The organism is Brevibacillus thermoruber 423 (assembly GCF_000454065.1).
In the GTDB taxonomy this organism is placed as follows: domain Bacteria; phylum Bacillota; class Bacilli; order Brevibacillales; family Brevibacillaceae; genus Brevibacillus; species Brevibacillus thermoruber.
On sequence record NZ_ATNE01000017.1, the window covers coordinates 22,589 to 44,923 of the forward strand.

At 57.1% G+C, this 22,335-nt stretch carries 29 protein-coding genes; 3 read left to right on the forward strand and 26 right to left on the reverse strand.

The window, feature by feature from the left end:
* Window positions 1-4 precede the first annotated feature (4 nt).
* From M516_RS0103960 to cpaB, 24 genes are all read right to left on the reverse strand, one after another.
* Complete coding sequence (locus M516_RS0103960; RefSeq protein ID WP_029097966.1) at window positions 5-949, reverse strand: sigma-70 family RNA polymerase sigma factor; 945 nt, start codon at window positions 947-949, stop codon at window positions 5-7.
* Between the two features lie 265 nt (window positions 950-1,214).
* Window positions 1,215-1,778 carry a hypothetical protein gene (locus M516_RS0103965; protein ID WP_029097967.1) on the reverse strand — a complete coding sequence of 188 codons (564 nt, stop codon included), beginning with the start codon at window positions 1,776-1,778 and terminating at the stop codon, window positions 1,215-1,217.
* A 120-nt stretch (window positions 1,779-1,898) separates the two neighbouring features.
* Window positions 1,899-2,315 (reverse strand): hypothetical protein, encoded by a 417-nt coding sequence (locus M516_RS0103970; protein WP_029097968.1) that lies wholly within the window; start codon window positions 2,313-2,315, stop codon window positions 1,899-1,901.
* Complete coding sequence (locus tag M516_RS25415; RefSeq protein WP_162836733.1) at window positions 2,315-2,467, reverse strand: hypothetical protein; 153 nt, start codon at window positions 2,465-2,467, stop codon at window positions 2,315-2,317. The genes M516_RS0103970 and M516_RS25415 overlap by 1 nt, the downstream gene beginning before the upstream one ends.
* A 1-nt stretch (window position 2,468) precedes the next feature.
* Window positions 2,469-2,837 carry a hypothetical protein gene (locus M516_RS0103980; RefSeq protein WP_238550912.1) on the reverse strand — a complete coding sequence of 123 codons (369 nt, stop codon included), beginning with the start codon at window positions 2,835-2,837 and terminating at the stop codon, window positions 2,469-2,471.
* 209 nt (window positions 2,838-3,046) lie between these two features.
* Window positions 3,047-3,247: a hypothetical protein gene (locus M516_RS0103990; protein ID WP_029097970.1), complete on the reverse strand. Its 201-nt coding sequence runs from the start codon at window positions 3,245-3,247 to the stop codon at window positions 3,047-3,049.
* Window positions 3,248-3,490: 243 nt separating this feature from the next.
* A complete protein-coding gene (locus M516_RS0104000) occupies window positions 3,491-4,330 on the reverse strand; it encodes a hypothetical protein (RefSeq protein ID WP_029097971.1) in 840 nt (279 codons plus the stop codon).
* Window positions 4,330-5,229, reverse strand: coding sequence for a hypothetical protein (locus M516_RS0104005; RefSeq protein WP_029097972.1), 900 nt, complete (start codon window positions 5,227-5,229; stop codon window positions 4,330-4,332). Before M516_RS0104005 ends, M516_RS0104000 begins: the two co-directional genes overlap by 1 nt.
* Window positions 5,226-6,575, reverse strand: coding sequence for an ATPase, T2SS/T4P/T4SS family (locus tag M516_RS0104010; protein ID WP_029097973.1), 1,350 nt, complete (start codon window positions 6,573-6,575; stop codon window positions 5,226-5,228). The genes M516_RS0104005 and M516_RS0104010 overlap by 4 nt, the downstream gene beginning before the upstream one ends.
* Window positions 6,572-7,693 carry a CpaE/TadZ family protein gene (locus M516_RS0104015; protein WP_029097974.1) on the reverse strand — a complete coding sequence of 374 codons (1,122 nt, stop codon included), beginning with the start codon at window positions 7,691-7,693 and terminating at the stop codon, window positions 6,572-6,574. The genes M516_RS0104010 and M516_RS0104015 overlap by 4 nt, the downstream gene beginning before the upstream one ends.
* Window positions 7,690-8,478: an SAF domain-containing protein gene (locus M516_RS0104020; RefSeq protein ID WP_029097975.1), complete on the reverse strand. Its 789-nt coding sequence runs from the start codon at window positions 8,476-8,478 to the stop codon at window positions 7,690-7,692. The genes M516_RS0104015 and M516_RS0104020 overlap by 4 nt, the downstream gene beginning before the upstream one ends.
* Window positions 8,475-9,347 carry a CpaE/TadZ family protein gene (locus tag M516_RS0104025; protein ID WP_029097976.1) on the reverse strand — a complete coding sequence of 291 codons (873 nt, stop codon included), beginning with the start codon at window positions 9,345-9,347 and terminating at the stop codon, window positions 8,475-8,477. Before M516_RS0104025 ends, M516_RS0104020 begins: the two co-directional genes overlap by 4 nt.
* Before the next feature lie 3 nt (window positions 9,348-9,350).
* Window positions 9,351-10,106 carry a hypothetical protein gene (locus M516_RS0104030; protein ID WP_238550913.1) on the reverse strand — a complete coding sequence of 252 codons (756 nt, stop codon included), beginning with the start codon at window positions 10,104-10,106 and terminating at the stop codon, window positions 9,351-9,353.
* 149 nt (window positions 10,107-10,255) lie between these two features.
* Entirely contained in the window at window positions 10,256-10,534 is a 279-nt protein-coding gene (locus M516_RS0104035; RefSeq protein ID WP_029097978.1) for a hypothetical protein, read from the reverse strand.
* A gap of 106 nt (window positions 10,535-10,640) precedes the next feature.
* Window positions 10,641-11,258 (reverse strand): DUF4046 domain-containing protein, encoded by a 618-nt coding sequence (locus M516_RS0104040; protein WP_029097979.1) that lies wholly within the window; start codon window positions 11,256-11,258, stop codon window positions 10,641-10,643.
* A gap of 93 nt (window positions 11,259-11,351) precedes the next feature.
* Window positions 11,352-11,861, reverse strand: a complete 510-nt coding sequence (locus tag M516_RS0104045; protein ID WP_152523341.1) for a hypothetical protein — start codon at window positions 11,859-11,861, stop codon at window positions 11,352-11,354.
* A complete protein-coding gene (locus M516_RS0104050) occupies window positions 11,858-12,277 on the reverse strand; it encodes a TadE/TadG family type IV pilus assembly protein (RefSeq protein ID WP_029097981.1) in 420 nt (139 codons plus the stop codon). Before M516_RS0104050 ends, M516_RS0104045 begins: the two co-directional genes overlap by 4 nt.
* 4 nt (window positions 12,278-12,281) lie before the next feature.
* Entirely contained in the window at window positions 12,282-12,761 is a 480-nt protein-coding gene (locus tag M516_RS0104055; protein WP_029097982.1) for a prepilin peptidase, read from the reverse strand.
* Window positions 12,758-12,934, reverse strand: a complete 177-nt coding sequence (locus M516_RS0104060; protein ID WP_029097983.1) for a hypothetical protein — start codon at window positions 12,932-12,934, stop codon at window positions 12,758-12,760. The genes M516_RS0104055 and M516_RS0104060 overlap by 4 nt, the downstream gene beginning before the upstream one ends.
* 65 nt (window positions 12,935-12,999) lie before the next feature.
* Window positions 13,000-13,908 (reverse strand): type II secretion system F family protein, encoded by a 909-nt coding sequence (locus M516_RS0104065; RefSeq protein WP_029097984.1) that lies wholly within the window; start codon window positions 13,906-13,908, stop codon window positions 13,000-13,002.
* 4 nt (window positions 13,909-13,912) lie between these two features.
* A complete protein-coding gene (locus M516_RS0104070) occupies window positions 13,913-14,812 on the reverse strand; it encodes a type II secretion system F family protein (protein WP_029097985.1) in 900 nt (299 codons plus the stop codon).
* Window positions 14,813-14,824: 12 nt separating this feature from the next.
* A complete protein-coding gene (locus M516_RS0104075) occupies window positions 14,825-16,309 on the reverse strand; it encodes a TadA family conjugal transfer-associated ATPase (protein ID WP_029097986.1) in 1,485 nt (494 codons plus the stop codon).
* Between the two features lie 12 nt (window positions 16,310-16,321).
* Window positions 16,322-17,722 carry a CpaE/TadZ family protein gene (locus M516_RS0104080; protein WP_029097987.1) on the reverse strand — a complete coding sequence of 467 codons (1,401 nt, stop codon included), beginning with the start codon at window positions 17,720-17,722 and terminating at the stop codon, window positions 16,322-16,324.
* Entirely contained in the window at window positions 17,722-18,447 is a 726-nt protein-coding gene (gene cpaB, locus M516_RS0104085) for a Flp pilus assembly protein CpaB (protein ID WP_029097988.1), read from the reverse strand. The genes M516_RS0104080 and cpaB overlap by 1 nt, the downstream gene beginning before the upstream one ends.
* Before the next feature lie 310 nt (window positions 18,448-18,757).
* Between cpaB and M516_RS22700 the strand changes: the two genes are divergently transcribed.
* The 3 genes from M516_RS22700 to M516_RS0104100 all read left to right on the forward strand — a co-directional run bounded on the left by M516_RS22700 (window position 18,758) and on the right by M516_RS0104100 (window position 20,231).
* Window positions 18,758-19,120 (forward strand): FmdB family zinc ribbon protein, encoded by a 363-nt coding sequence (locus M516_RS22700; RefSeq protein ID WP_035288849.1) that lies wholly within the window; start codon window positions 18,758-18,760, stop codon window positions 19,118-19,120.
* Window positions 19,121-19,156: 36 nt separating this feature from the next.
* Window positions 19,157-19,585 carry a GNAT family N-acetyltransferase gene (locus M516_RS0104095; RefSeq protein WP_029097989.1) on the forward strand — a complete coding sequence of 143 codons (429 nt, stop codon included), beginning with the start codon at window positions 19,157-19,159 and terminating at the stop codon, window positions 19,583-19,585.
* A 250-nt stretch (window positions 19,586-19,835) separates the two neighbouring features.
* Window positions 19,836-20,231 (forward strand): hypothetical protein, encoded by a 396-nt coding sequence (locus M516_RS0104100; RefSeq protein WP_029097990.1) that lies wholly within the window; start codon window positions 19,836-19,838, stop codon window positions 20,229-20,231.
* Between the two features lie 260 nt (window positions 20,232-20,491).
* Here M516_RS0104100 and M516_RS24255 read toward each other — a convergent pair whose 3' ends face one another.
* Both M516_RS24255 and M516_RS0104115 read right to left on the reverse strand, forming a co-directional pair.
* Window positions 20,492-21,181 (reverse strand): hypothetical protein, encoded by a 690-nt coding sequence (locus M516_RS24255; protein WP_051188097.1) that lies wholly within the window; start codon window positions 21,179-21,181, stop codon window positions 20,492-20,494.
* Window positions 21,182-21,559: 378 nt separating this feature from the next.
* Window positions 21,560-22,324, reverse strand: a complete 765-nt coding sequence (locus M516_RS0104115; protein WP_029097993.1) for a type III pantothenate kinase — start codon at window positions 22,322-22,324, stop codon at window positions 21,560-21,562.
* Window positions 22,325-22,335: the final 11 nt, after the last annotated feature.

Here is a 22,335-nt window from a genome sequence, read left to right on the forward strand (position 1 = left end):
GCTGTCATGTCAGGTATTCTTTCAGCACGCGGGAACACTTTTGCTTGCGCAGCCGATCGATGGTGGTCGCCTCGATCTGGCGGATGCGCTCGCGGGTGAGGCCGAACATCCTGCCTACTTCCTCCAGCGTGTAGACCTGGTCGTCGTACAGGCCGTAGCGCATGGCGATGATCTCTTGGGCGCGCGGGCTGAGCCGTTCCAGCGCGGCCCGCATGTGGGCACGCAGATCGATCTTCTCGATCCAGTCCTCCAGCGACACCTCGCCGTCATCCACGATCTCCGCGTAGCTCAGGCATTCGTCATCGTGATCAAACGAGTTCGGTTCGTCATCCAGTTCAGCATCAATCGATTCCATTTTCAGCATCAACGCATACTCGATCGCTTCCACCTTTTCCACGGGGATGTCCAACCAGGCGGCAATTTCCTGCCGCTCCGGCGTGCGGTTCAGCATGTGGGCCAGGTGGATCACCTGCTTTTGATACTGCCGAATCTGCTCGTGCATGTGAACGGGAATGCGGATCAGCGTGCCTTTATCGTTAATCGCGCGGGTGATCGCCTGCGAAATCCACCAGTGTGAATAATGGTAGAGACGGACCCCTCGGCTCACGTCAAACTTGTCAATGGCGGTGAACAGGCCGATCGTCCCTTCCTGAATCAAATCCATAAACGGCATGCCCTTTTTCAAATGGCGCAGGGCTGTGCTGACCACATAGCGCAAATAGGCCCGCACCAGCGTCTCACGGGCGTTCAAATCGCCGTCACGCTGATAGCGAACCAGGCAGTCCAGCTCTTCCTCTTTGTCCAACATGGGTGTTGCAGCGACGTTTTCCAGAAACAGCAGGGCTGACGTGTCAGACCGCAACGAGCGGGGCACGGTTATTCCCAACTGCTTTTCGACTTCCCGCCAGCGACGGGGAGTAGACTGGAAAGTGGAGGTACTCACAGTCATATGCAACCCTCACTTCTCTGGAATGGATATTCACGTTGAGGTTCAGCCAGGTGTTCTCGGATGCGTTACTGTATGCGTATTTCGACAAAGCTTGGGCAATTCCTCCCTGTTTACAGAATATTAACGTTAGTATATGCAAATAGTTGATGGAAGCGCTGCCATTTTTAGGTCGAGCTGACTTTGTTTCTTTACATAAAAAACATCCCGGAAAGACGGGATGCATGGAGAAAAAAGTCGAAGATTGGCGATGGTCACGAAGGCGGCATTACCGCTTCAACTCCTCGACGCTGACGACGGGAAAAGCGTGAGCGGGCAGCACCGGCAGAAACGGACGTTCGTCGACGTACGCGACTACCACATGGGAGGGGCCCACCATTGTTTTCGGGGCAAGCCGGAGTTCCTCTCCCCGCTCGGTCACCACCGCAATCTGCAGATGGCCGCCGGACGGACGCTCTGCGCCGGTTACCGCCTGCTCCAGGATCAGGGCGGCTCCGTCGTACCGCAGCCGGAGCTGCAGGTCTTTGCGCCAGGAACGAAAGTCGACGTAATGGCGAACAAACCGCAGCGGATCGGTAGTGACGCTGTCGGCGGCAGGCACGTAGGCGCTTCCTTCCCGGCGATAGCCGCCGTTCTCCCGCATGCGCTGGTCAAAGCGGAGCAGCGCCTCTTCCTCGATCAGATCAATGACGCCCTCTGTCTTCAACACCGGCTCGACCGCAAAGGTAGCGTGATGGTTGGCCAGTTCCAACAGCGTTTTGACTTCCGTTTTTTTCTGCATGGCGATGTCGGCGTCGACGACAAACAGACCGACCAGCAGAAATAACAGCAGGGCCGAAATGGACAGCACATTGATGCCCGTAAGCCTCCCCTCCCTTCCGAAACGGTTCGGCAGCCATTTCCCATGGGCGCCGCCATTCTATTGGGCTGACCGCCTCATTCGCAGACCGATTCATAAATCGTAATCCATGATATTGATCGTCCCGTACCGCTCGACCCGCATCGTTTCGCTGCCTCCGGGAAGCAGTTCGGTCAGGCGGGGATAGGGGACTTCCACCTGCAGCAAAAATTCGTCTTCGTGACTCCACAATACCGGATCGGCCGCCCGCGTTCTGGTGATGCGGACGGACAGCTCTCCGTCCGGCAGGGAAAACGATTTCTCCGCCAGTTCCCGCGAGACAAAGGAACGGACGTCAGCCATCACTTCCGCATCGCTGCCGCCCCCGTGATTGCTGACGTATTTGGCGGCGGCAGCGCTCACCTCCAACAATTCGTTATGCGTCTGCACCACGGTATGAATCTGCAGGATACCCAGTGGGACCAGCAGAAGCACCATCACATTGAGAAGAACCGCCACGACTTGTCCCATCAGCCCGTCCCAAACCGCGTCGCGTTTTCCAGCAGGTCCCCGAAAAACCGCGTGCAGGCCGAAAGGAGGTTGTCGGGGCCGCTCAACAGCAGGTGAACGGTTATGGGCAGGACGATCACCATCAATGCAAGCACGGCAATGATTTTGTTCACACTACCACCCCGGATCGAAATATTCGGAGGGACGGCTGCCCGTAAAAAAGAACGCGGCATTGCCTTCCGCAAACTGATTCAACCATTGAGCGACACGGGAAGGCCGAACGGTGAGGGTAAGCGTGACCATCTCGTTTCGCTCTTTTAAGGCCCGCTGCTGTTCCGCTTGCGGCCAGCTCCCCGCAAACACGTCTCCCGTCACATCCCAGCCCAGCTCCGCCATCTTTTGCCGGTAGTAATCGGCAAGGGCCGGATCGAGATAGCCGATATCCTGCATGTCATCCAGCACATCGGCGAAAATTCCGCGTGCGATCGCTCGTTCCATCGCGTACATCTGGCAGGCGGCGACGGCGGAAAACAGCACAATCATGACAGACAAGCAGATGAGAAAAACCTTTGTCTTGACCATCACAGCCGGTCAGCGATCGCCCATTTTTTAATGAAAGCTGAACGTCGCTGCCCTGAACACCCTTTCCTGTTGGGTTTGTTTCAACTGTTTCGGGGGGTCGGTCCCCCATATGAACGCGCACAGGCTGCCAACCATGACCAGGATGATGAGAAACGCCTGAAGATTCAGCATCAGTTGCTGGTATACGGAGTGCCGTCCTGCATTTGGAACTGCACCCGTTCACTTCTGGTGTCGTATTTGAGCGAGCTGACCGAATTGTTGATACGTTCCGCCGATTGGTTGGCCGATGGGCTGAGTTCGTTTCCGTAGGAACTGACGCCGATGCCAAGCACCATGACGCACGCCAGGAAGATGAAAAACATTTTGGACATGAGAAACACTCTCCTTCACATGATTTGATCAGGTTTGATTGACAATCTGCAGGACGAATGAAGCGGGGGAACAGGCTTGCCCTAGGGGATGGCCTGGTCAATCCAATGAACCGCCCTGTCGCGCAAACCGCCCTCATTCACAATCGAGCCGTTAACCTTTGACAGACTCGATACGATAATGCCCAGTGTCAACACAATGCACATCAGAATGGAAAAGAGCTTTGTCATGCGGCTGACCCTACCTTACGTCAAGTATTTGTCGAGAATCTCGGTAAGCAGCTTGTACCAGGGAAACATGGCCACCAACAATCCGATGTAGAAAGCCGGGTAAACGATCACGCTGTAGCCAATCCCCAGCGATTTGATCTGCTTGCGGTGGCGAAACATGCGGCGATGGTCGACCGCCCACTCCAACCGCTGCATCGTGACAGCCATCTGTCCCTCGCTTAGCTGTTCTACCGTCCTCATGCTGGACACGAGCATGATCGCATCGTCCACACCGAGCCTGCGCTTGAACGCCTCCAGCGCTTCATCGCGGTCCTTGTTCCACTCCGACAAGGTCGGCAGGTACTCCTTCAGCTTGCGCGTAGGCCGGGCTGCCTTGACCATCGCATTGTATATGGGCACCTGGTTTTCCAGCAGGTTGACGTACCGGTTGACGAAGCGGGCGATATCGGTGCTGAGCACTTCCTCGCGGTATCCCGCCCACATCTTCAGGCCGAAGTACGGCAGCATAAAGCTGACCGCAGACGCCACAACCAGGGAAAACAGCGGGAAAGACTCGCTTCCGCTCAGCATCCCCCACAACAGGATCAGCACGCAAACGGCACTCCCGCTGGCGAGCTGCAGGAACACCCACTCCGGCTTTCCCCAGCCAAACGGCCGGCCTGCTCGTGCCAGCAGCTTTTCCCACGCGTCGTCTTCCTCGGCGTTGACCGCCTTTTCCCACATGCGGCGCCACTGCCCGGTGACGAACAGCCTGGGACGGTGCATCGCCGCCAACTGCTTGCCGATGGCAAACACGGCCACAAACACGAATAGGGATCCCAGCGTGAGGCAGGCATACATGAACAACAAGGGCATCAGCGATACCTCCGTCCCCAGATGAACGCTAACAGAATGGAAAGAGACCAGACCGTTACCGCGAGCGACAGGATGGCCTGTCCGTCAGCGGTAAAGAAATACAGGCGGTACGAATCTTTCAGCAGGCTCTGGTTGTAGGGAATCAGGCAGATGCAGATCAGGATGACCAGAATCAAGCTGACCCAGATCGCGTAAATTTCACTGTCCCTTTCCTCTTTTTCGTCTTGCTGAATAAACATCTCGTTGGTCAATCGATTCAGTGCGTTCTGAATGTCCTCCGTTTCGCCTTCCAGGCCGCTGGCCGCATACATGGCAAAATCGTGGGCCCACGGATGATTAATCCGCTCGGCGAAAATCTCCACCGCCCGGACGGGATTTCCTCCGTCCGACAGATGGTTGATGAGCAGCAGCAAATCGGGCAGCAGCTCTTTCGGACATTCTTCCACCATATCTCTGAACGTCAGGATGATGTTTTTACGGCTGCTGTAATAACGCGCAAACAGGTCGACAAAGCGGCAAAACGCGCCGATTTTCTTGTTGATGCGTACCGTATAGCGGGCGTACAGCAGCAGGGTCGGCAGCAATACCAGCAGCACAAACAGGGACAGGGACACGACGATATTGCCAAGCAGGATGCCGGAGACAAACCCTGCAGCTCCCCCAAAGAGCGACAGCAGAATGTGGGCTTCCGGCGTCCCGCCAGCAATCCCGCACCATCTCTCGTACCTCTCGTATATGATGCGGTTTGTTTTGTGACGCAGCATCCTCTCCCGCCACACGGCCACCGTCTTGGGAAAGAATACGTGGGGAGCGGACCAGGTACGGTACAAATGAAGCCCGAGCAGCCAAAATCCGGCAAACAGGCAGACAGACATGGGAATAAACAGTAGGTGTTTCATAGCGTCCTGCCCATATCGATGAGACGTAACTCCCTCAATACATCCATATCCGCCCTGCCCACGTGGCACATGTATTCCACCAGATGTTCGTCCAGCTTCTTTCCGGTCCATTCATAGGCACCCGTCTGCCTGTTGCGGAAGACAAGCGTCACGGACTCGACCCGGCTCATCACGTCGTTCCATTCGCTGACGTGAATGGCGTCGATAAAGCGGTGACCATTGTTCCGGTAGGTCAGCGAATTGACGAAATTGACCGCCCGGCTGATCCTCTCCTGCGTCAGTTCAATGCTCCGTCCGCCATATTGATAAACAAGGTCGGTCAAATCCTGCAGCGCCTTGTGCGGAAAGCGTTCATGCATGGCGGCGATCGTAGCGTCGGTTCCCCGCACGCCGGCGTTGACAAAGTGATAGGCTTCGATCGGTTCCCGAATCTCCCCGATCAGAATCGTGTTGGCGGTGGTCCGGTACATGTCCTTGAAGCAGCTTTCCAGTTCGATGCCGATCTCTTCCACGTTTTGCAGTTCGATCACCTCTCCCGGCCAAACATCGCCAAACCGCATTTCATGCTCGCTTTCAAAAATCGTGACGTACTCGGTCTGGGGGTCTTTCAGTTTCAGCATGCAGAGCATCAGCGTCGTCTTGCCCGCCGCCATCGGTCCGATCACCAGGACGTTGCTCCTGCCGTACACCTGCTGCTCAAGCAAAAGCTGCACCCTTTCGTCAAACGTGGGCAGCGACTGCGTCCGCAGTTGGTCCAGCGAAAACGAGGGCGTGGTAAAACGGCGCACAATGATGGTCGGAACCCGGGAATAGGGAAAGGTGAACATGGTCAGCCTGGCTTTCAACGAATCGAGATACCCGCTCAAACGCGGCTTTTTTTCATGAAAGGACAGGCCGGCCGCGTTGGTCAGCTTTTGCTGCAGGGTCTCCACTTCCGTCCATGTGGGTGTGTACGGCAGGCTCTTTTTCCGCCCCTGCTCGATGTACGCCACCGGACGTCCTGCCGCCACCCGTACCTCTTCCACCCATGGCGACAAATGCAGGACGGCATCCAGAATTCCCCACCCGTACGTGGCAAACAACAGCCCTTCGTATCCGTTGACATGCGGCAAAATTTCCTCGGTTACCGGCCGTTTCAGGACTTCTTCAAAGTAATGCTGCAATCGCAGGATGACATGGCTGTGGCTGTTCCGGTCGCCCAGCTCCGCGAGGGTCAATATCCGCTGCATCTCCATCTTCTCCTCGGGAGTGGTGCCAAAGTGATTCAGGTAGTCGCGGGCTGCTTGCTTGAGGTCTTCCACATCCTTGAGCCGGGATGCGGTCCATTGTCGGAAAGCGGTTTTCATCGGCAGACCACAGCTCCTTTGTCCGCATGTACCGCATCCACCATCGCCTGCAGGCTGGTGACGTACGGCTTGGGCGGGAAGATCTCTTCCACCAGCACGCTGTGACTGCGGTGCGACTGAATCAGCCGGGTATCGGATATGCGCGGTACCACTCCATAAACGGAGATTCCTTCGCCGATGCGGTACGTCTGCCCCTTGTCCAGATGGCTGAGCATCACCTGATACTCCACGCCCCGCTCGGCCCATGAATGAATCCACGCCTTTGCGTTCTCGATGCCAAACGGATCGGCCCGCACAAAAAACAGATTGCGGTCGGACGCGTAAATCAAGCGCTGTAAGGCCTCCGTCTCCGGAAAGCAGTAGCCCCAGTCGATGTAGACGTAATCGAACTGCTGGCGCAGGGCCGTCAGCAGGTTGGAGATCTCTCCGCTTTTCCAGCTGCATGTGGCGCTGGCATAGTAGAGGTTGGGTATGTGGCTGATCTGCTTGCAGCCGCGCTCCCAATTGCGGGCCGCCGCTGTTCGCATTTCCAGCAGGTCGGGCCGGAACAATGCCAGATGATGCTGCTGCAGCTTGAAGAAACGGGTCAAATCCGGCTTTTGCGCGTTCATGTCCAGAACGACGATGCGCTTGTCGGGATTGCGCTTTGCCAGCAGGATCGGGTAATTGATGCAAAACGTGGTGATGCCTGAGGAACCGTAGCTCATCAAGGTGTAGACAATTCCGTCGCCCTTTGCGGTGGGCAGCTCCTCGCTTTTTTGCGAAACACCCAGTATCAAAGCGATTTTTTCCCGGATCTCCTCCTGATTGAGAGTGGCCGGGAGGATGTACAAACCGGCCGGATCGGTTTCCTCCTTGACCTTTGCGATCAGGGATTCATCCTTGTACAAAGGCACAATGATGACAGGCACGCCCTCCGGGAGAACCTCCTGCACGCGCGGCAGCCACTCCCAGACCGGTTCGTCGAACATTTCGGAAAACAGCACCGCTGCTTCCGGTTGGTACAGTTTGGCGAGGCGGAAATACTCTTCGGCCGACTCCGCGACCAGCAACTCGCATTCCGTCGGCATGTAGGTTTTGGCCAGCGATTTCATCGGAAAACATACCAGGGTTCTCATGGGGTCCGTTCCTCCGCACCGGAAATTTGACCAATTTGAATGGTCCCGTACATCATGGCTTCGCTCAACGTGACATACTGCTGATCGGAAAGGTTAAAGCCGATAAAGGCCGTCAAGGCGGTCGGCTGGGCCCGGTAGTCGCGGTAACGCTTTTCCCCGTTCAAGAGCGGTTTTTCCCGGGAGCCGTTAAACACGGCATCCATGTGATCGGGGGCCGGAAGCATGCTTGGCTTCAGCGTGTAAATCTCCGTACCGTTGCTGTCCTTCACCGTTGCCAACCGGCTTTCAAACAGCAGGTCGGCCGTCGGGTTCGTCTTGCGAAAATGCGTCGGTTCGGGCAAATGCTCCAGCTCCGCCGGCGGCTTGTACTTTACCCACAGCTTGACGCGGTCTCCTTTCCGCAATTCGGTGATGGGGTCGATAAACGTCAGCGGAAATTCGTAGCGGGCCTCCCCCTTTTCCGGCAGCAACTGCGTATCGGTCAGCTTGTGTTTCAGCACTTGTTCCCCGGCATAGAGCGTCTGGGAACTGCGTTTTCCCAACACGCTCTCCAGCGTTTGAAGGGACCCGGGCAAAATCTCGTCCACTTCTTCCTGGACCAGCACTACGTCGTCTTGCGTGATCGGTTCAAAGGGGTCGATCTGTTTTCCTTCGGCCACCTTTACCACCGGCGCAAACAGCCGTTCAACGGCCAGCGCGTCGATATACCGGGTCGCCGCGTAGAAGCAGGAACCGGCCAAGAGAAACGAGAGCAAACTGATGAGCAGCAGGGTCTGCTTTTTCATAACATCCTTCCCTTTTCCGAGTGTAGCAGCGATTGGAACCGATGTTCCTCCTCCGGGTACAGCTCCAGCAAGAGGCTAGCTTTTGTATGGGCAATCGCCGTTTTCTCGCTGTCAATCAGGGGAACGACGGCGTCAATGCCCGGCCCGAATCGTTCGCCGTTCCAGAGCGAGACGGTTCCTTCCACCTTTTTCATGACGGCGGAGCGGCTCAGATACTCGTTCCATTTGTTTGCGATCAGCCTGATTTTATCGCCGTGTTTTTCCCACCACGAGGGCGGCTCTTCCGTCAGAAACAGACGGGTAAACCTGGCCAGGTCGGAATCGAACACCACCCAGATTTCGTCGGCCAGATCCATTACACGGACAGCCTGTTCTTCCTTCCAGCGCGAGGACAAATCGATGACGACCGTGGCGCTCTCTTTGCTCATTCTCAGCAGCCAGTCCGCCGTGTCGGTCGGGGTTGACGATTCATTCGACAAAGGGGTATCCACCAAGATGCGCAAGTGATTGGATTGCATGAGGAGCACGGATGCGGATGAGTTCTTGAAGCGATGATGCGCTCTGCGTTCACAGTCGAGCGCGAAGTAATAATAGGAAGCGGTACCGGGCAGCTCGCACAGCGTGACGGAAACTCCGCTGCCGGCCAGCAAAAACGACGCGTTGCCCGCCAGGAAACTGGCGCCGGCCTGGGCGTACAACCCGGTTACGGCGATGCAGCGGCGAACCGCTGAAGGTTGTTCTTCCGTCGGAGAGGCTGACAGTTTGTCCTTTAACGACTGCCACAACCGCTCCTCTTCCCGGGAGCGGGCGTATTCCCTTTTCTCCAGTTCGCGGAACTGGGTGACGAAGCGGTTTACCTGCTGAAACATCGCTTACCCCGCCTGCGAATCCTTCTGATTCTCTTTCGTCAGCAGGTACTTTTTAAATTTTTCCACCATTTCCTTCATGGTCAGCGACTTGCGGTGATAGTAATAGATTTTTCTGAGCCGTTCGCGTTCCTGCGGGGTAAGCTCCGGCTTCACCTGGCTGACCATGTCCTGCAGCAGGGCCAGTTCCACGTTGTTGGGCCTGCCTTTGCGCGGAGGGTTGGCAAAAAGCTGCTGCTGCTTCTTGTCAAACGCGTTTGGATACTCCACCAGCCACATGTCCACCAACGATTCAATGTCATCATACGTGCGAATCCCGAGCTTGATCAGGTATTTGAAGTAGGCGGGCAGCGTCCGTTCGCGGGCCTGTCCCATTTGCCAGCGCTTGATAAACCCCGTCGGCGTCGTCAGCAGTTTGGTCACGTCCCGAATCAATGCGCTGCGATTTTCCGACTGGTAGTGCACAATCGTCTCTTTGACAAGGGCAAACAAAATGTCGTGGTAGTTGGCCTCATCCGACCGGCAGCCGTACTGGAGCAGATACCAGTCTTCCACCGCCTGGTCAAAGTCCTTGCGGCATGTGGTTAACCGGATTTGGTCAAGGTGTTCGTAAAAGCGATCCAGCCCGTACCGGGCAACGATCTCTTCCTGGTAACTGCCGAACACGTACGCAATGAACACTTCTTTCAGCTCTTCCAGTGAAATCAGGCAATTCGTTTGTTCGTAGCAGCGTTCGACCAATTCGATTGCGCTATTCACCATCACTTCAAATTACCCCCAATATTTACATAATTATACATTTATAGACATTTTGCTACATCTTTCGCCCTTCGTCAAATCATTTTTTCATATCGGAAAAATGGGGGATGATTCGCCTCGCACGCACTCGTGCAAGGCGAATCCCGAGAGGTCTACTCCGCGAAAAAGTAGAGTTCCTCTCCCGTTGCGAGCAGAAGAGCGATTCTTCCCCCGCGCTCCATGACGGTTGGAGCACTCTCCATCGTGACAGCCCCGTCATTGAGTACAACTCTGCTTCCAAATCGGTGCACGGACTCGATTTGAAAGACTCCCTGCGGCATGCGGTCCAACGACAGATGCCTGCCGGGCTTGTGCTTTTGGTAGCGGACTCGCCTGCCCAAAAGCAGCTCCACGTTTGCGGAGCAATCTTGGTGAGCTTCTACTGTTGCCATGCGCAACGCCTCCTTTTCTCACCAACATACGGCCGTTTCATGTGCTTATAAGCCAATGAAACTACCCTTACCGTAAGAAAAGACAGCGCATGGAAGCAAATAATTTTTACGCTTCATTCCACAAATCAGGATCGGCCAGTTCGGGATACATGTCGGTGATCATGTCGAAAGGGGAGAAATACAGGGTATCGACCAGGATTTTCAGCTTGTACTTTCTCAGCAGGCTGTACGCCTGCTCCGTCTTTCCGAAGATGCGGGGGAGCTGGCGCAGGTCCTGCAGCTTCATCAGTTCGCGGCACATGAAGTCGAAACAGATTTTGGCCCGTTCCTCCCCCTTGACGCTCTGAAAGTAAAGCGGCGGAAAGTGGCGGCGGACGCCCGCCAGCACTTCCCGGTACACCCACAGCACCTTTTGTTTTTCCGGCATCCGCGGAAGATACGGATAAGCAAATTCGACCATGTAGTAGACGTCCTCCGGCTTTGCCTCGATCGGCGGGTCGATGTACTCGCGGACCAGATGCAGTTTCAGCTCCTTGACGTCCTTGATGCTCAACTCCTTCCGCGCCTGCTCCGGTGTCCATTTTTTCACCTGTTCGATCGCGTACCGCAAGACAAGCTGCACTTTTTGCTTGCGGTATTGGGCATCTTCAAATTCGTACGGCGAAAAGCGCTTCTGTTCTCCGTTGAGAATACGCTTGTACCGTTCGACAATTCTTGACGGCACTGCTACCTCACTCCTGTCCCATTTCTGGAATATACTGTTACGTTACCATGCGGAAATAGGACAAAAATAACGGTTCGCCCGTGCGCATCTGGTTCAAAAATCATAGATTCCCGACTGGGACGTTCTGTCCAGCCCGGCTTCGACCTCTTGCCACAGGAGAGGAAGTCGGCTGAAAACCTGCACGCGTACGTGATAAATGCCCTGCCGGTACAAATGTTTCTGCTCTCCCTTTTGATGAATGATCACTGCTTCATCCGCCCGCCGTTCCACGACCGGACTGTTCAGGCGCCACAGAATGTCCGCCTCCTCCCTCGCGCCGCGAACGATGTCGGCATTGTGCCGCCTCGCTTCCCTCGTCGTGGCGAACAGATACGTCCGCTTGCTGCCCTGGTCGTCGATGTACTCCCACTTTCCTGCCGCCCGCGCCCCTTTGGACACGATGTCGGCCGTCTGCTGCGCCTGCATGCTCAACAGTCCCGCCTGGCCCAAGAGCAGCAGCAGCGATACCAGTCCGCCCAGACAGAGGAGAAAAAAGAGCGCGGTCAACGTGATGGTCCCGCGCTCCTCCGCCATCCGCTCACTTATCCCGCGCAAGCGCATCATCTTCCTTCCTCCGCGTTTTCGATCATCACGTGATAGCTTTCCGTCACTTCCTGCGGCGTGCCGGATGCAAGCAGGCGAAACGCGATCGTCGCCCTCGCCTCGACGTGATTTCCTTTTTTCCACGTCCCGCCCTGCAGGGACAGCCGCACCTCCCCCCACGTCGTGCCAATGCCCTGCTCCAGTTCCGCCTCTCCCCGTTCCCTGGCGTGGTACTGCGCCAGGCCGAAATTGGGCTGCACGGCGGCGATCCGACCGGCCTCGTAGGCGGCCTCCAGCGCTTTTTGCCGGTTGTAGAGAACGGTAAACTGGTCAAACGTAAACACGAACAAGATCCAGACGAGCGGAAACACCAGAACAAACTCCAGGAGCTGGCTGCCCCGCTCGTCCCAAACGAAACGGCTCCATCGCTTTCTCATCCGCTTACCTCCAGGCCGGCTGCAGCAAATAGGCGGCCAGCAGGAAAACCGCATAGGGAAAAACGAGGGCCGATTCTGCCCGTCCAGGTAGCCACAACTGCCTGTGGGCGGTCCAGCCCGCCGCCAGGCCGTGCACATTGAGGCGCAGCCGCCGCCACGTCCCCGGACGGCAGCAGACCACAGCCAGGCACAGCAGCAGCGCATGCAGAAACAGCGGATACACCTCCGCCCAACTGGTCCAGGCGCCGACCGCCATCAGCAGCTTCTGGTCCCCCATCCCCATGCCCCGCACCGCGACCGGCCCGACCGTCAGCAGAAACGCCCCCAGCAAACCGCCCAACGCCGGCCATCCCGCCCCGCTCTGCCACTGATAGAGCAGACCCGCGGCCATTGCGGGCATGGTCAACCTGTTCGGCACCTTGCGGCAGCGCCAGTCAGACCACGCGGCCGCCGCCAGCAGGGTGAACAAGACCGCCTCTTTCATTTGCTGATCTTTTCCTCCAGTTCCTTCAGCTTGGCGTCCTCCGCTTCTCCCAGGGTAGCCAGCGTGGGAATGATCAGAATCAGGATGACGGCGATGATGATCACCATCTCCACAATCGTGACGCCATCCTCCTCCCGGGCAAATCTGCGCACATATTCGCGAACGAACGACATACAATCCCTCCTTTGCGGTGTGTACTATCACTCTGACAAAAGACAGCGGGTGCCGCAAAAAAAAATTACAGCCGGGCGCCAATGCCCATGAAGGCGGGCCCCATTACCAGGTACAGCAGGGGTACGCCCATCAGCACGATCACAAACGGCAGCAGCCGGACGTTCAGCCGATTCATGTGGGCGGAAGCCTCGTCTTCCTGCTGGCGGACCTGCTCCTCCACCTGTACGGCCAGCATGGGGGCCACGCTTACGCCTTTGCCGATCGCCTCGTTGATCTCCAAGGCGATGGCCGTCAGCGTATCCACTTCCCAGCGAAAGGCCAGTTCCTCCAGCGCCTTGCGCCAACTGCCGCAGCGCTTCTCTTCCACTTCCAGCCTGGCAAGTTCGCGTCCCAGCCTCCCGTCAAAGCGGCGGGCCGCCTGTTTGACCGCTGCCTGTATCGGCATGCCCGCCTCAACGAGCGCCTGCACAATGCTGAAAAAGACCGGCACCTGTTCCGCCATCTCCGCTTTCGCTCGCTTGTCCGCCCATTCCAGGAGCAGGGTGGGCAGCAAAAACGTCAGGACGGCCCCCAGCATCGGCCAGGCAGCCAGCACACTCCACTCCCGCCCGCTGTACAGCCGGGCAGCCATCTGCAAGGCCGCTCCCAGCATGACGGCACCGCCCACCGCCTTGGCCAGCACCACTTCCGTCACCGTGATCGGGGAGCGCAGACGGTAGAGCATGTCCGCCGTTTTCTTTCGGTCCACGCCCGTCCATCGGCACAGCGACTCCAGCCACCGTTCACGCCGCTCCAATGCGCGTACGATCGTCCAGGAGGAACGCCGCCGGCGAAAGGATTCCGCCAGGCGGGCCTGCCGCTCCCGCTCGATCCGCCCGAACAAATTTCCCTCATCCGCAGCCGTCTTTTCCAGACAGGCGGGCAGCCCAAATAAGAGCACGGCCACCCCGGCCAGCGCGCTGATCAACAACACCGGGTCATCCTCCTTTGTGAATGCCTTTGCGGGCGAGGTGGCGGATCACCTCTCCGCCGGTCAAAATGGAGAGCAGCGCGCCCAGGATGGACAGGCGCCCCTGAACCGTTGCCGTCAGCGGATCAAAATGGTGCGGATTGTTTGCGTACAAGGCGGTGACAAAGACAAACGGCATGACGCTCAGCACGTTGACCTGCGCCACGATCTGTGCCGTCGCCGCCCTCTGCCTGCGCAGCGACTGGCGCCGCCTGAGGATGGTGGACGCCGCCAAATCAAGCGTTCTGGCCATGTCTCCGCCCATTTCCCGCTGAATCTGCACGATGGTCGCCAGATACCGGACGTCTGCCGAGCCCGTCCGCCGGTAAAAGGCCGCCATCACCTTATCCAGCGGCACCTGCGCCCGCAGCAGCTCCACCACCCGGCGGTATTCGTCCGTCACGGTCTTGTTCACGTACGGACTGGCTGCCACCTGTTCAAATGCGTGCAGGTAGGACGGGGAGGTCCGGAGCGAGCTTGCCATCAAGCGAATCGCCTTTACGTTATCCTCTTCAAACCGGTCTTTTCGCCTCGCCCCCAACACGCTGACCAGCCGCTCCGCAAACAGGATGCCTGCGGGCAGGGCGGGAAGCGCCAGCCACCAGGAGCGCAAAATCTGCCCGCTCAGCCCGTATGCAACCAGTCCGAACAGGCAGACCAGCGCCGCGTACTGATGGACCCCCATTCCTGAACCCGACTGCTGCAGCCGCTCGTCCAGCCGGTCCCACACGGTCTTTCGTTCCTTTTGAAGCTGATCGACGATCGCGTGCCTGCCCGCCGGTCCGCCCTGAAAGAAACGGCGGGGAAGCAGCAGCAGGACGACTCCCGCGCCGGCCCCGGCGGCAACCAACATTCCGATATCGGCCATCGTTTGTCCCTCCTACATCGGGATGGGCGTCGGAAAGAAGACGCGTTCCGCCTCTTCCGGACGCAATCCCTTTTCCAGCCAGCGCCGCACCAGCTTCTCCGGCTTGTAGCCGGTCCATTTGAACTGTCCCACCACTCTGCCGTCCCGTACGCCTGTCGGTTCGTACACGTAAATGTCCTGCAAATAGACGCGGTCGCCAATGACCTGCCGGACGTTGCAGGCCCGCCGGATCAGCTCCTCGTGCGACTGGCCGGTTCCCACCACCTCGGTGATCGCCACCACTTTGCGGCTGCCGTCCTCCTCGAACCGCTTGACCTGCACGATCAGGTCGAGAGCCGAACCGATCATCAGGTTGCGCTCCAACGAACTGTACGTCTCTTCCGCTTTGCCGAACAGGATGGGCAGGGTGGAATCGACCAGCGCCCGCGGTGAGTTGGCGTGGGCCGTGCTCCAGCTTCCCGGGTGGTCGGTGTTCATCGCCCACAGCATGTCGACGATCTCCCCTCCGCGCGCCTCGCCGACGATAATCACGTCCGGCCGCTTGCGCAGCGAAAGGCGGACACAATCTCGGATGGAAAACCCGCCTTTTCCCTCGTGGTTGGGCGGTTTGGCCAGAAAACGGCGGACGAACGGATGCTGCAGCTTCAGTTCCAGCACATCCTCGATGGTGATGATGCTCAAGTGGTGGGGCACGTATTGCGAGATCAGATTGAGCAGATGGGTCTTGCCCGACCCCGTCCCGCCGCTGACCAGCCCGGATGCGCGGGACAGGCCGACCGCCCACTGCAAAAAGAGAAGCATCGGCTCGCAGATCGAACCGTAGGCCAGGTAGTCCGCCTCTGTCAGCAGATCGCGGTGTTTGCGTATCGTCAGCATGTGGCCGTCCGGCGAAATGGAGCGGTGGGCAGCCGCGATTCGAGAGCCGTCAGGGAGCTGGGTGTTCAGTTCCGCCTTGGTTTCGTTAAACTCCCGGCCCATCGCGGCGGCCATCTGCTCCAGCAGGCGGAGCATCTCCTCCTCGTCCCGGAACACGGGAACATCCGGCACCTCCAGCCTTCCCGTGCTCTTTCGCTCCACCACCAAGCGGTCGTAGCGGTGAAACAAAATCTCCGTGATGTCCGGGTCCTCCAGCAGCGGGTCCAAGGGGCCCCAGCCAATCAGCGAGCGCAGCAGCCGCTCCACCTCTGCTTCCAAATGGGCGGAGGCAAGCGTCGTGTCGGTCTCCAGCAGCAGGCGGATATCGCGGGCCAGCTCGTCCAGATACGCCGGCTGATGCTTCTCTTCCCACAGCCGCTTCCCGTGTTTCTCCACAATCTGCGTGCGGACGGCCGCCTCTGTTTCCGCCGGCACCCGCTTGTCCCCGGCCGGCTGCGGCATGTGCATCCGCTCGTTCAGCGTTTGCGACGCACGCGCCGTTTCCCGCACATGCGACCGCAGGTCAAACCGCTCCCGTCCCGCCGCCTGAATCCCCAGCAGCGTTTTTCGGTCAAAATTCATCGTTTCCCCTCCTTACCGCCACAGCCATTTCAACAAGGCGGGCCGCTCCTTCGCTTTTCCCTTGACGCTGCCGCTTTCGGCCGCGTCCAGCGGCAGCAGGATGCTGCCGAGCGCTTCGATCGCCTCTTTCGCCGCGCTTCTGCCGGGATGAAGCACAACCGGCGTCCCGGTGTTGATCGACTTTTTCACTTCGGCGTCATCCGGGATCGGATGGATCTTTTTGCTCGGATGCAGGTGAAAATACGCCCGAATCTCGTCCAGCGTAAACATCTCCCTCTTCTGCAGCCGGTTCATGCACAATTGAATCCGCTCCTCCGGGTATTCCGCCTCCCGGAGCAGTTTTAACATCCGTTGAATATTTTCAATAGAATCAACCACCGGATTTCCGACCATGACCACCCGCTCGGCAAAAAACAGCGCCTGGATCGTCGCGTCCGTCGTATCGGGAGCCGTGTCGATCAGGATCACGTCGTACGCGCTGTGTTTGAGCGTTTCCAGCATCAGGTACAGGTGGTAGTCGCGAATCTCAAAACTGTGCCGGATGTCCCGCGGCGACGTGAGCACGTGAAGGCCCGTCTCTTCATAGGTGACGACGTACTTGTCCACCTCTTCGGGCTGCGTGTGTACGGCCGCGACATACTCCTGCCACTCCTCGGGGCGTACGTCCAGCGGATCTCGGCCGTGACGGCGAACCAGCTCGTGCAGCCGGGCATCGATTTCCTGCACCCAGGTGAACAGGTTGGGCGAACGCGGCAGATTGAGCGACGTGGCGAACGTGCCCAGATCCAGGTTAAAGTCGACTGCCAGCACCTTGAGCGGCCGTCCGTCCCGCTTTTGCAGGGAAAAGTAGACCGCCAGCTCCCGCGACAGAAAGGTCTTTCCCACCCCTCCCTTGGGGCCGTAGACGGTAATCAGGTGCTTGGTCGACGAGCGGCCCGCCAGGTAAGGCTGGACCGGTCTCGCCTCGGCGGCGTGCAGACCGGGCGTAGGTCCTGTCTCCCCGGCAAACGATGGGGCTCCTCCCGCCTGCACTCCCCCCATCGGCAGGACCTGCAGGGAAGCGAGCTGCATCGCCAGCGCCTCCAACTGTCCGGGCTGGATCGGCTTGGCGATCACCCAGATGCCCAGGTTGCGAAAAAACGGTTCCCACGCCAGCTCCCGGGTCCCGCAGGCGGCGATAAACGCCAAATGGGGAAACGCCAGCCGAAATTGCTGGCACAGCACGCCCCGTTCCGCCTCCTTGATCCCGCCCAGCAGCACCAGATCGGGCCGGGCGTCACGCAGCATCCGCCAGGCGGCTTCCACATTCTCCGCCTGGCCGCACGGCTCCAGCCACCGGCTGCCCGCCAACTGCTCCCCAAGCGCGCTGCCCACGGCGGGATCGTCATCCACGATCAGCAGTCGTTTTCTCACTAACGTTCCTCCTCTCCGTCGATCCATCGTTTTTTGGTCTTGATCAAGGCGCCGGCAAACGCCGCGTCGCCAATGCCCGCTTTTTGCCCGTCCGCCGTTGACGCCTGTCCCAGGCGAATTTTGCCGTAGTGAAGCGCATGGGTGAGCAGAACGGCCTCGTCCAGTTCGAGCGACAGGGTCACCGCCTGCAGCCGGGGATGATCCCCCTCCATCTCCCGCTGGACGCCGATGACCGGCATGTTTTTCAGGAGCAGCCCCGTGTGGGCGCCGGCGTCGTCTTCAAACGATGCGTACACGTGCACCCGCTCCCCGACGGCGACGTAGGGTGTCACACCGGACACGTTGTCGACGGGGATGCTGATGCCGGTCATGGATGCTCCCAATGCCCGCTCCTGCCCTGCTTCTCCCGGCTGTTCCACATCCTCCGCCAACAGCGGCCGTCCTCCCTCCACCCGGCGGGCAAGGGGCCGGCCGACGAAGCGCGGCGCCTCCTCCCACGCAATCAGCCCGGGCACCGGAGACGACTGCATGCGAAACAGGCCGCCCAGCGACAGCTCCGCCCGCTCCAGGTCGGACGCTTCCAGCCGTTGGCCGCTCTCTTTGGCGACTCCCTCCCGCAGTTTGACGTAGGCGATGGTGTGCGGCTTCAGCACGTGATATGCACCGGCCGCCACGCAGGCCGCCAACAGCAGGATCGCCACCAGCCGCAGCGGATGTATCGACATCCCGCAACCTCCTCTCCTGTGTTCTGCCATCAGCGTACAGGTGGACGGCGGGACAAAAAAAGCCGCTCCAGGTGTGGAGCGGCACAGACGGAGGACAAAACGTTTGGATTGACGGAGAAGCATGTTTCCAGGCAGAGCGACATGCGAAACCCTACCCAGCGGAGCAGCGATTTGCGGTTTACCCTTTTCTTTCCCGCCCTGAGATCATCCAGTCGCCCCCCCGTCAAAAACCATGTTTATTTCCCCACCTCCCCGCATATGGACTTACTAGGGGGCAGCAACGAGACATTGCCAAAAAGGGGGAACGCCCATGCCCATTTACCCGTTTTTCTGTGAAACATGCGGTGTGTTTGACCTGCACCGCAGCACAGCCCTGGCAGCGGAGCCGGTCCACTGTCCCGAGTGCCGGAAACCGGCGGCCCGGCTCTTTTCCCCGGTCGGTCCGGCTGCATCCTCCCAGGCGGTGCGCACCCGGAGCGAACAAAACACGGTGCTCCACGTGGGGAAAAAGGAGCCGGCCCGCAGCTTGAAGCATCAGCACGGCCGGTACGGACATTTCGGCCACCACGGACATCACGAGCACCACACCCATGCCCGCTCACACCGATACGGCGCCTCGCCCATGTCCCCATTTGTCCGTGGCAGGTTGGCCATTGAATCGTGGTATGATTAGAGGTACCTCGATCTACCCGCAGGGCAGGTGGCTGGAATGATGTCGATTGAACAGGCGACGTCACGCGACGCCGACGCCATTTGCCGTATCGACGCGACCGTGCTGGGCGACATGGGCCGAAACGGGCAGCTTCGGCAGTGGATCGCTGCCGGACGATGTTACGCAGCCCGGCAAGACGGCGAGGTAGTGGGGTTTGCGTTCATGGACCAGTCGTTTTTTCGCCAGAGCTTTGTCGAACTGATCGTTGTGCATCCGCGCCATCAACGAAAAGGCATTGGCGAAGCGCTGCTCCTTCACCTGGAGGCGGTCTGTCCGACGGAGAAGCTGTTCGTCTCGACCAACCTCTCCAACAAGCAAATGCAGCGCCTCTGCCGCCGGCTGGGGTATGTGCCGAGCGGCATGATCGACAACCTCGACCCCGGCGACCCGGAGGTGCTTTCCTGCAAAAAGCCGCAGCGTTCCTGACGAAGCTGCGGCTTTTTGTGACGTCATTTGGTTTGGAATGATTTAACTTTCGAGATGGAGTCGACAACTTTTTGTTTTCCGTATTTATTCCTTTCGATCCTCACGTCCAAAATGATCGTTTTGAATATATCGTCATTTACCGGCAAACATCGATAAAACAGCTCTTCATGAAAATTGTATAGATTCCAAAAAGAGCTGATTCACTGTAAAATAGAGTATGTTTTATGACCTTCGGAAAGCAGGGGTTTGCTTGTTTGCTAACAACATATCCTTTGAAACGTTAAAAATTTCAGAAGCACCCGTTTCCATGCAAAAGATATTAAAATACATGCTTATCTTTCATGACTTTCTTTCCTTCATCCGACCAAACAACTTAATCAATTTTGTTTGGCATCAACATGGGAAGATGTACATACTCATTGCTAAACGAGTTACTTCAGAGTTTAACTCTTCCATTGAGATCACACAAATTAAAAAAAATGCATTGAATGTCTACGTTAAGTGGAGAGCTATCCCAGCTGTCGATACAACAGATTTTTTACATGGTAAAAAACATCAGTACACCTACCAACTTGTTGCTATTAACAAGGAAATATCAAATATAGAGCATCGTTTTGGTGGGGTGAATTTTGAAGAATTAACGTAGTATGCTTTATCTCTTCGAGTCGTCTCTTAATAAAAACTTGAGTCCTCTGTAAATACCAAATGATATGCTCGGCAAAGCTACTAGGTATATGAAGGTGAATATCAATTTCTCCATGTTCGAATAGGTAGGTTCAATCCAGGTTAGAAAAATTATATATGGTAAGCCCAAAAGCACAAATGCAGCCAATATTTTTTTTATCACTTTATAATTAAACATCATTGTTATCCCCCGCTAATTTTAAAGCGTATGGAATTGGATTATTACTTAATTTCCACTCCAGCACCCAAGCCTGCAGGACCAGGGGCAACGTAGGCCTTAGCGCCTTTAGAACTAAGTTCTACTTTCGCTCCAATGGAACCAAGTGCTACAGAACCACTCACACTAAGTGTTCTTTCGGTGAAAGGTATGGGGACATTCAAACTGCCTTCATACTTGACCATGGAAGCTTCTGCTCCTAGACCGACCCCATTTTTACCTATTCTCGCTTCCGCTTCAGCATTAGCCACTTTTGTAACCCATTGTGCTGCACCCTTATCGTTTCCTACCTCAATTAGATTAGCCGTTGCAGTTCCGCCTAATCCGTTTCCAACCTTATAGCTTGGCTCAACTTTATAACCTGCCAATTTCCCATATGTACCACTATACGTTCCAACACTTACCACATAATTTTTATCGTAGTTTTTTTTTATTTTTGAGTCTTTTGCTTGCTTCTCTACTTCCGCTCTTGTGCAATAATTTTTTCTCGCTTCTTTACTAATCTCCACCTTATCACGTAGCGGCTCTGATGCTTTTATTGTTCCGCCATTTTTTCTAGCTTGCTCGGCTATTTTATGGGCTTTCTCCATTCCAGCTTTATCACCACGGGATTTAGCTTTTTCGTAATCACGTTTAGCTTGTTCGATGATTTTATTTTGCTTGGCTATGTTGCTACTACTTGTAATTTTGCTCACAAAAACGTCATTCCTCCAATATTATACATTTAGTCAACTTTTTTCATTATACATAGATTAATATTTGAGTCAATACTCATTGATATATCAAACGTGAACACTACTGTTATTACTTGGTATACATCCATAGCCTTCCCTTCCCTGATCGGGATAGAGATGTGGGTTGGATCACCTCTGATGAGCCTGTGTGATTGTACAGGGGATTTTTAGTACATAAATACAACTTCACCATCGTCGACATTTTTCAAGAGGTTAAAAACGGAGAGCGAATCGATGGCCGGCCATTGTTTATTTCGGCATGCAAAAAGCCGCAGCGTTCCTGTCAAAGCTGCGGCTTATTCATTTCCACTGTGTACGCATTTCCTGCGCGTACGCCCCTTATTGATTCCGTTCGTAGATCAGGCGAAGTCCCTTCAAGGTCAGGTAGGGATCGACCACGTCGATGCACGACGTCTCGCCTGCGACCAATGAGGCCAGGCCGCCGGTCGCCACCACGGTAGGACGGGTTTTGTACTCGGCGATGATCCGCCGGACGATGCCCTCCACCTGGCCCACAAACCCGTAGTAGATCCCGGCCTGCATGGCGGCAATCGTGTTGCGCCCCACCACGCTGGGCGGTTTGGCGATCTCGATGCGCGGCAGCTTGGCGGCGCGGCTCACCAGCGCTTCCGTGGAGATGCCGATCCCCGGAGCGATCGCTCCGCCCCAGTACTGGCCCCGCTCGTCCACGTAGCAAAACGTGGTGGCCGTCCCGAAGTCGACGACGATCAGCGGCACGCCGTAGTGGTGGATGGCCGCCACCGCGTTGACGATCCGGTCCGAGCCCACCTCGCGGGGATACTCGTACTTGATGTTGAGGCCGGTCTTGATCCCCGGTCCGACGATCAGCGGTTTGATGCGAAAGTATTTGTCGCACATCCGCTCGATCGTAAAGTTGAGCGGCGGCACCACCGAAGAGATGATCACCCCGTCCACCTGATCCAGCGTCAGGCCGACGCTGTCAAACAAGCTGCGGACCAGCATGCCGTACTCGTCCTCGGTCTTGTTGCGGTCGGTGGCGATCCGCCAGTGGTGCCGCAGCTCTTCGCCCGCGTACAGCCCCATGACAATATTGGAGTTGCCGACATCCATCACCAGTAGCATGCGGGTTCCCC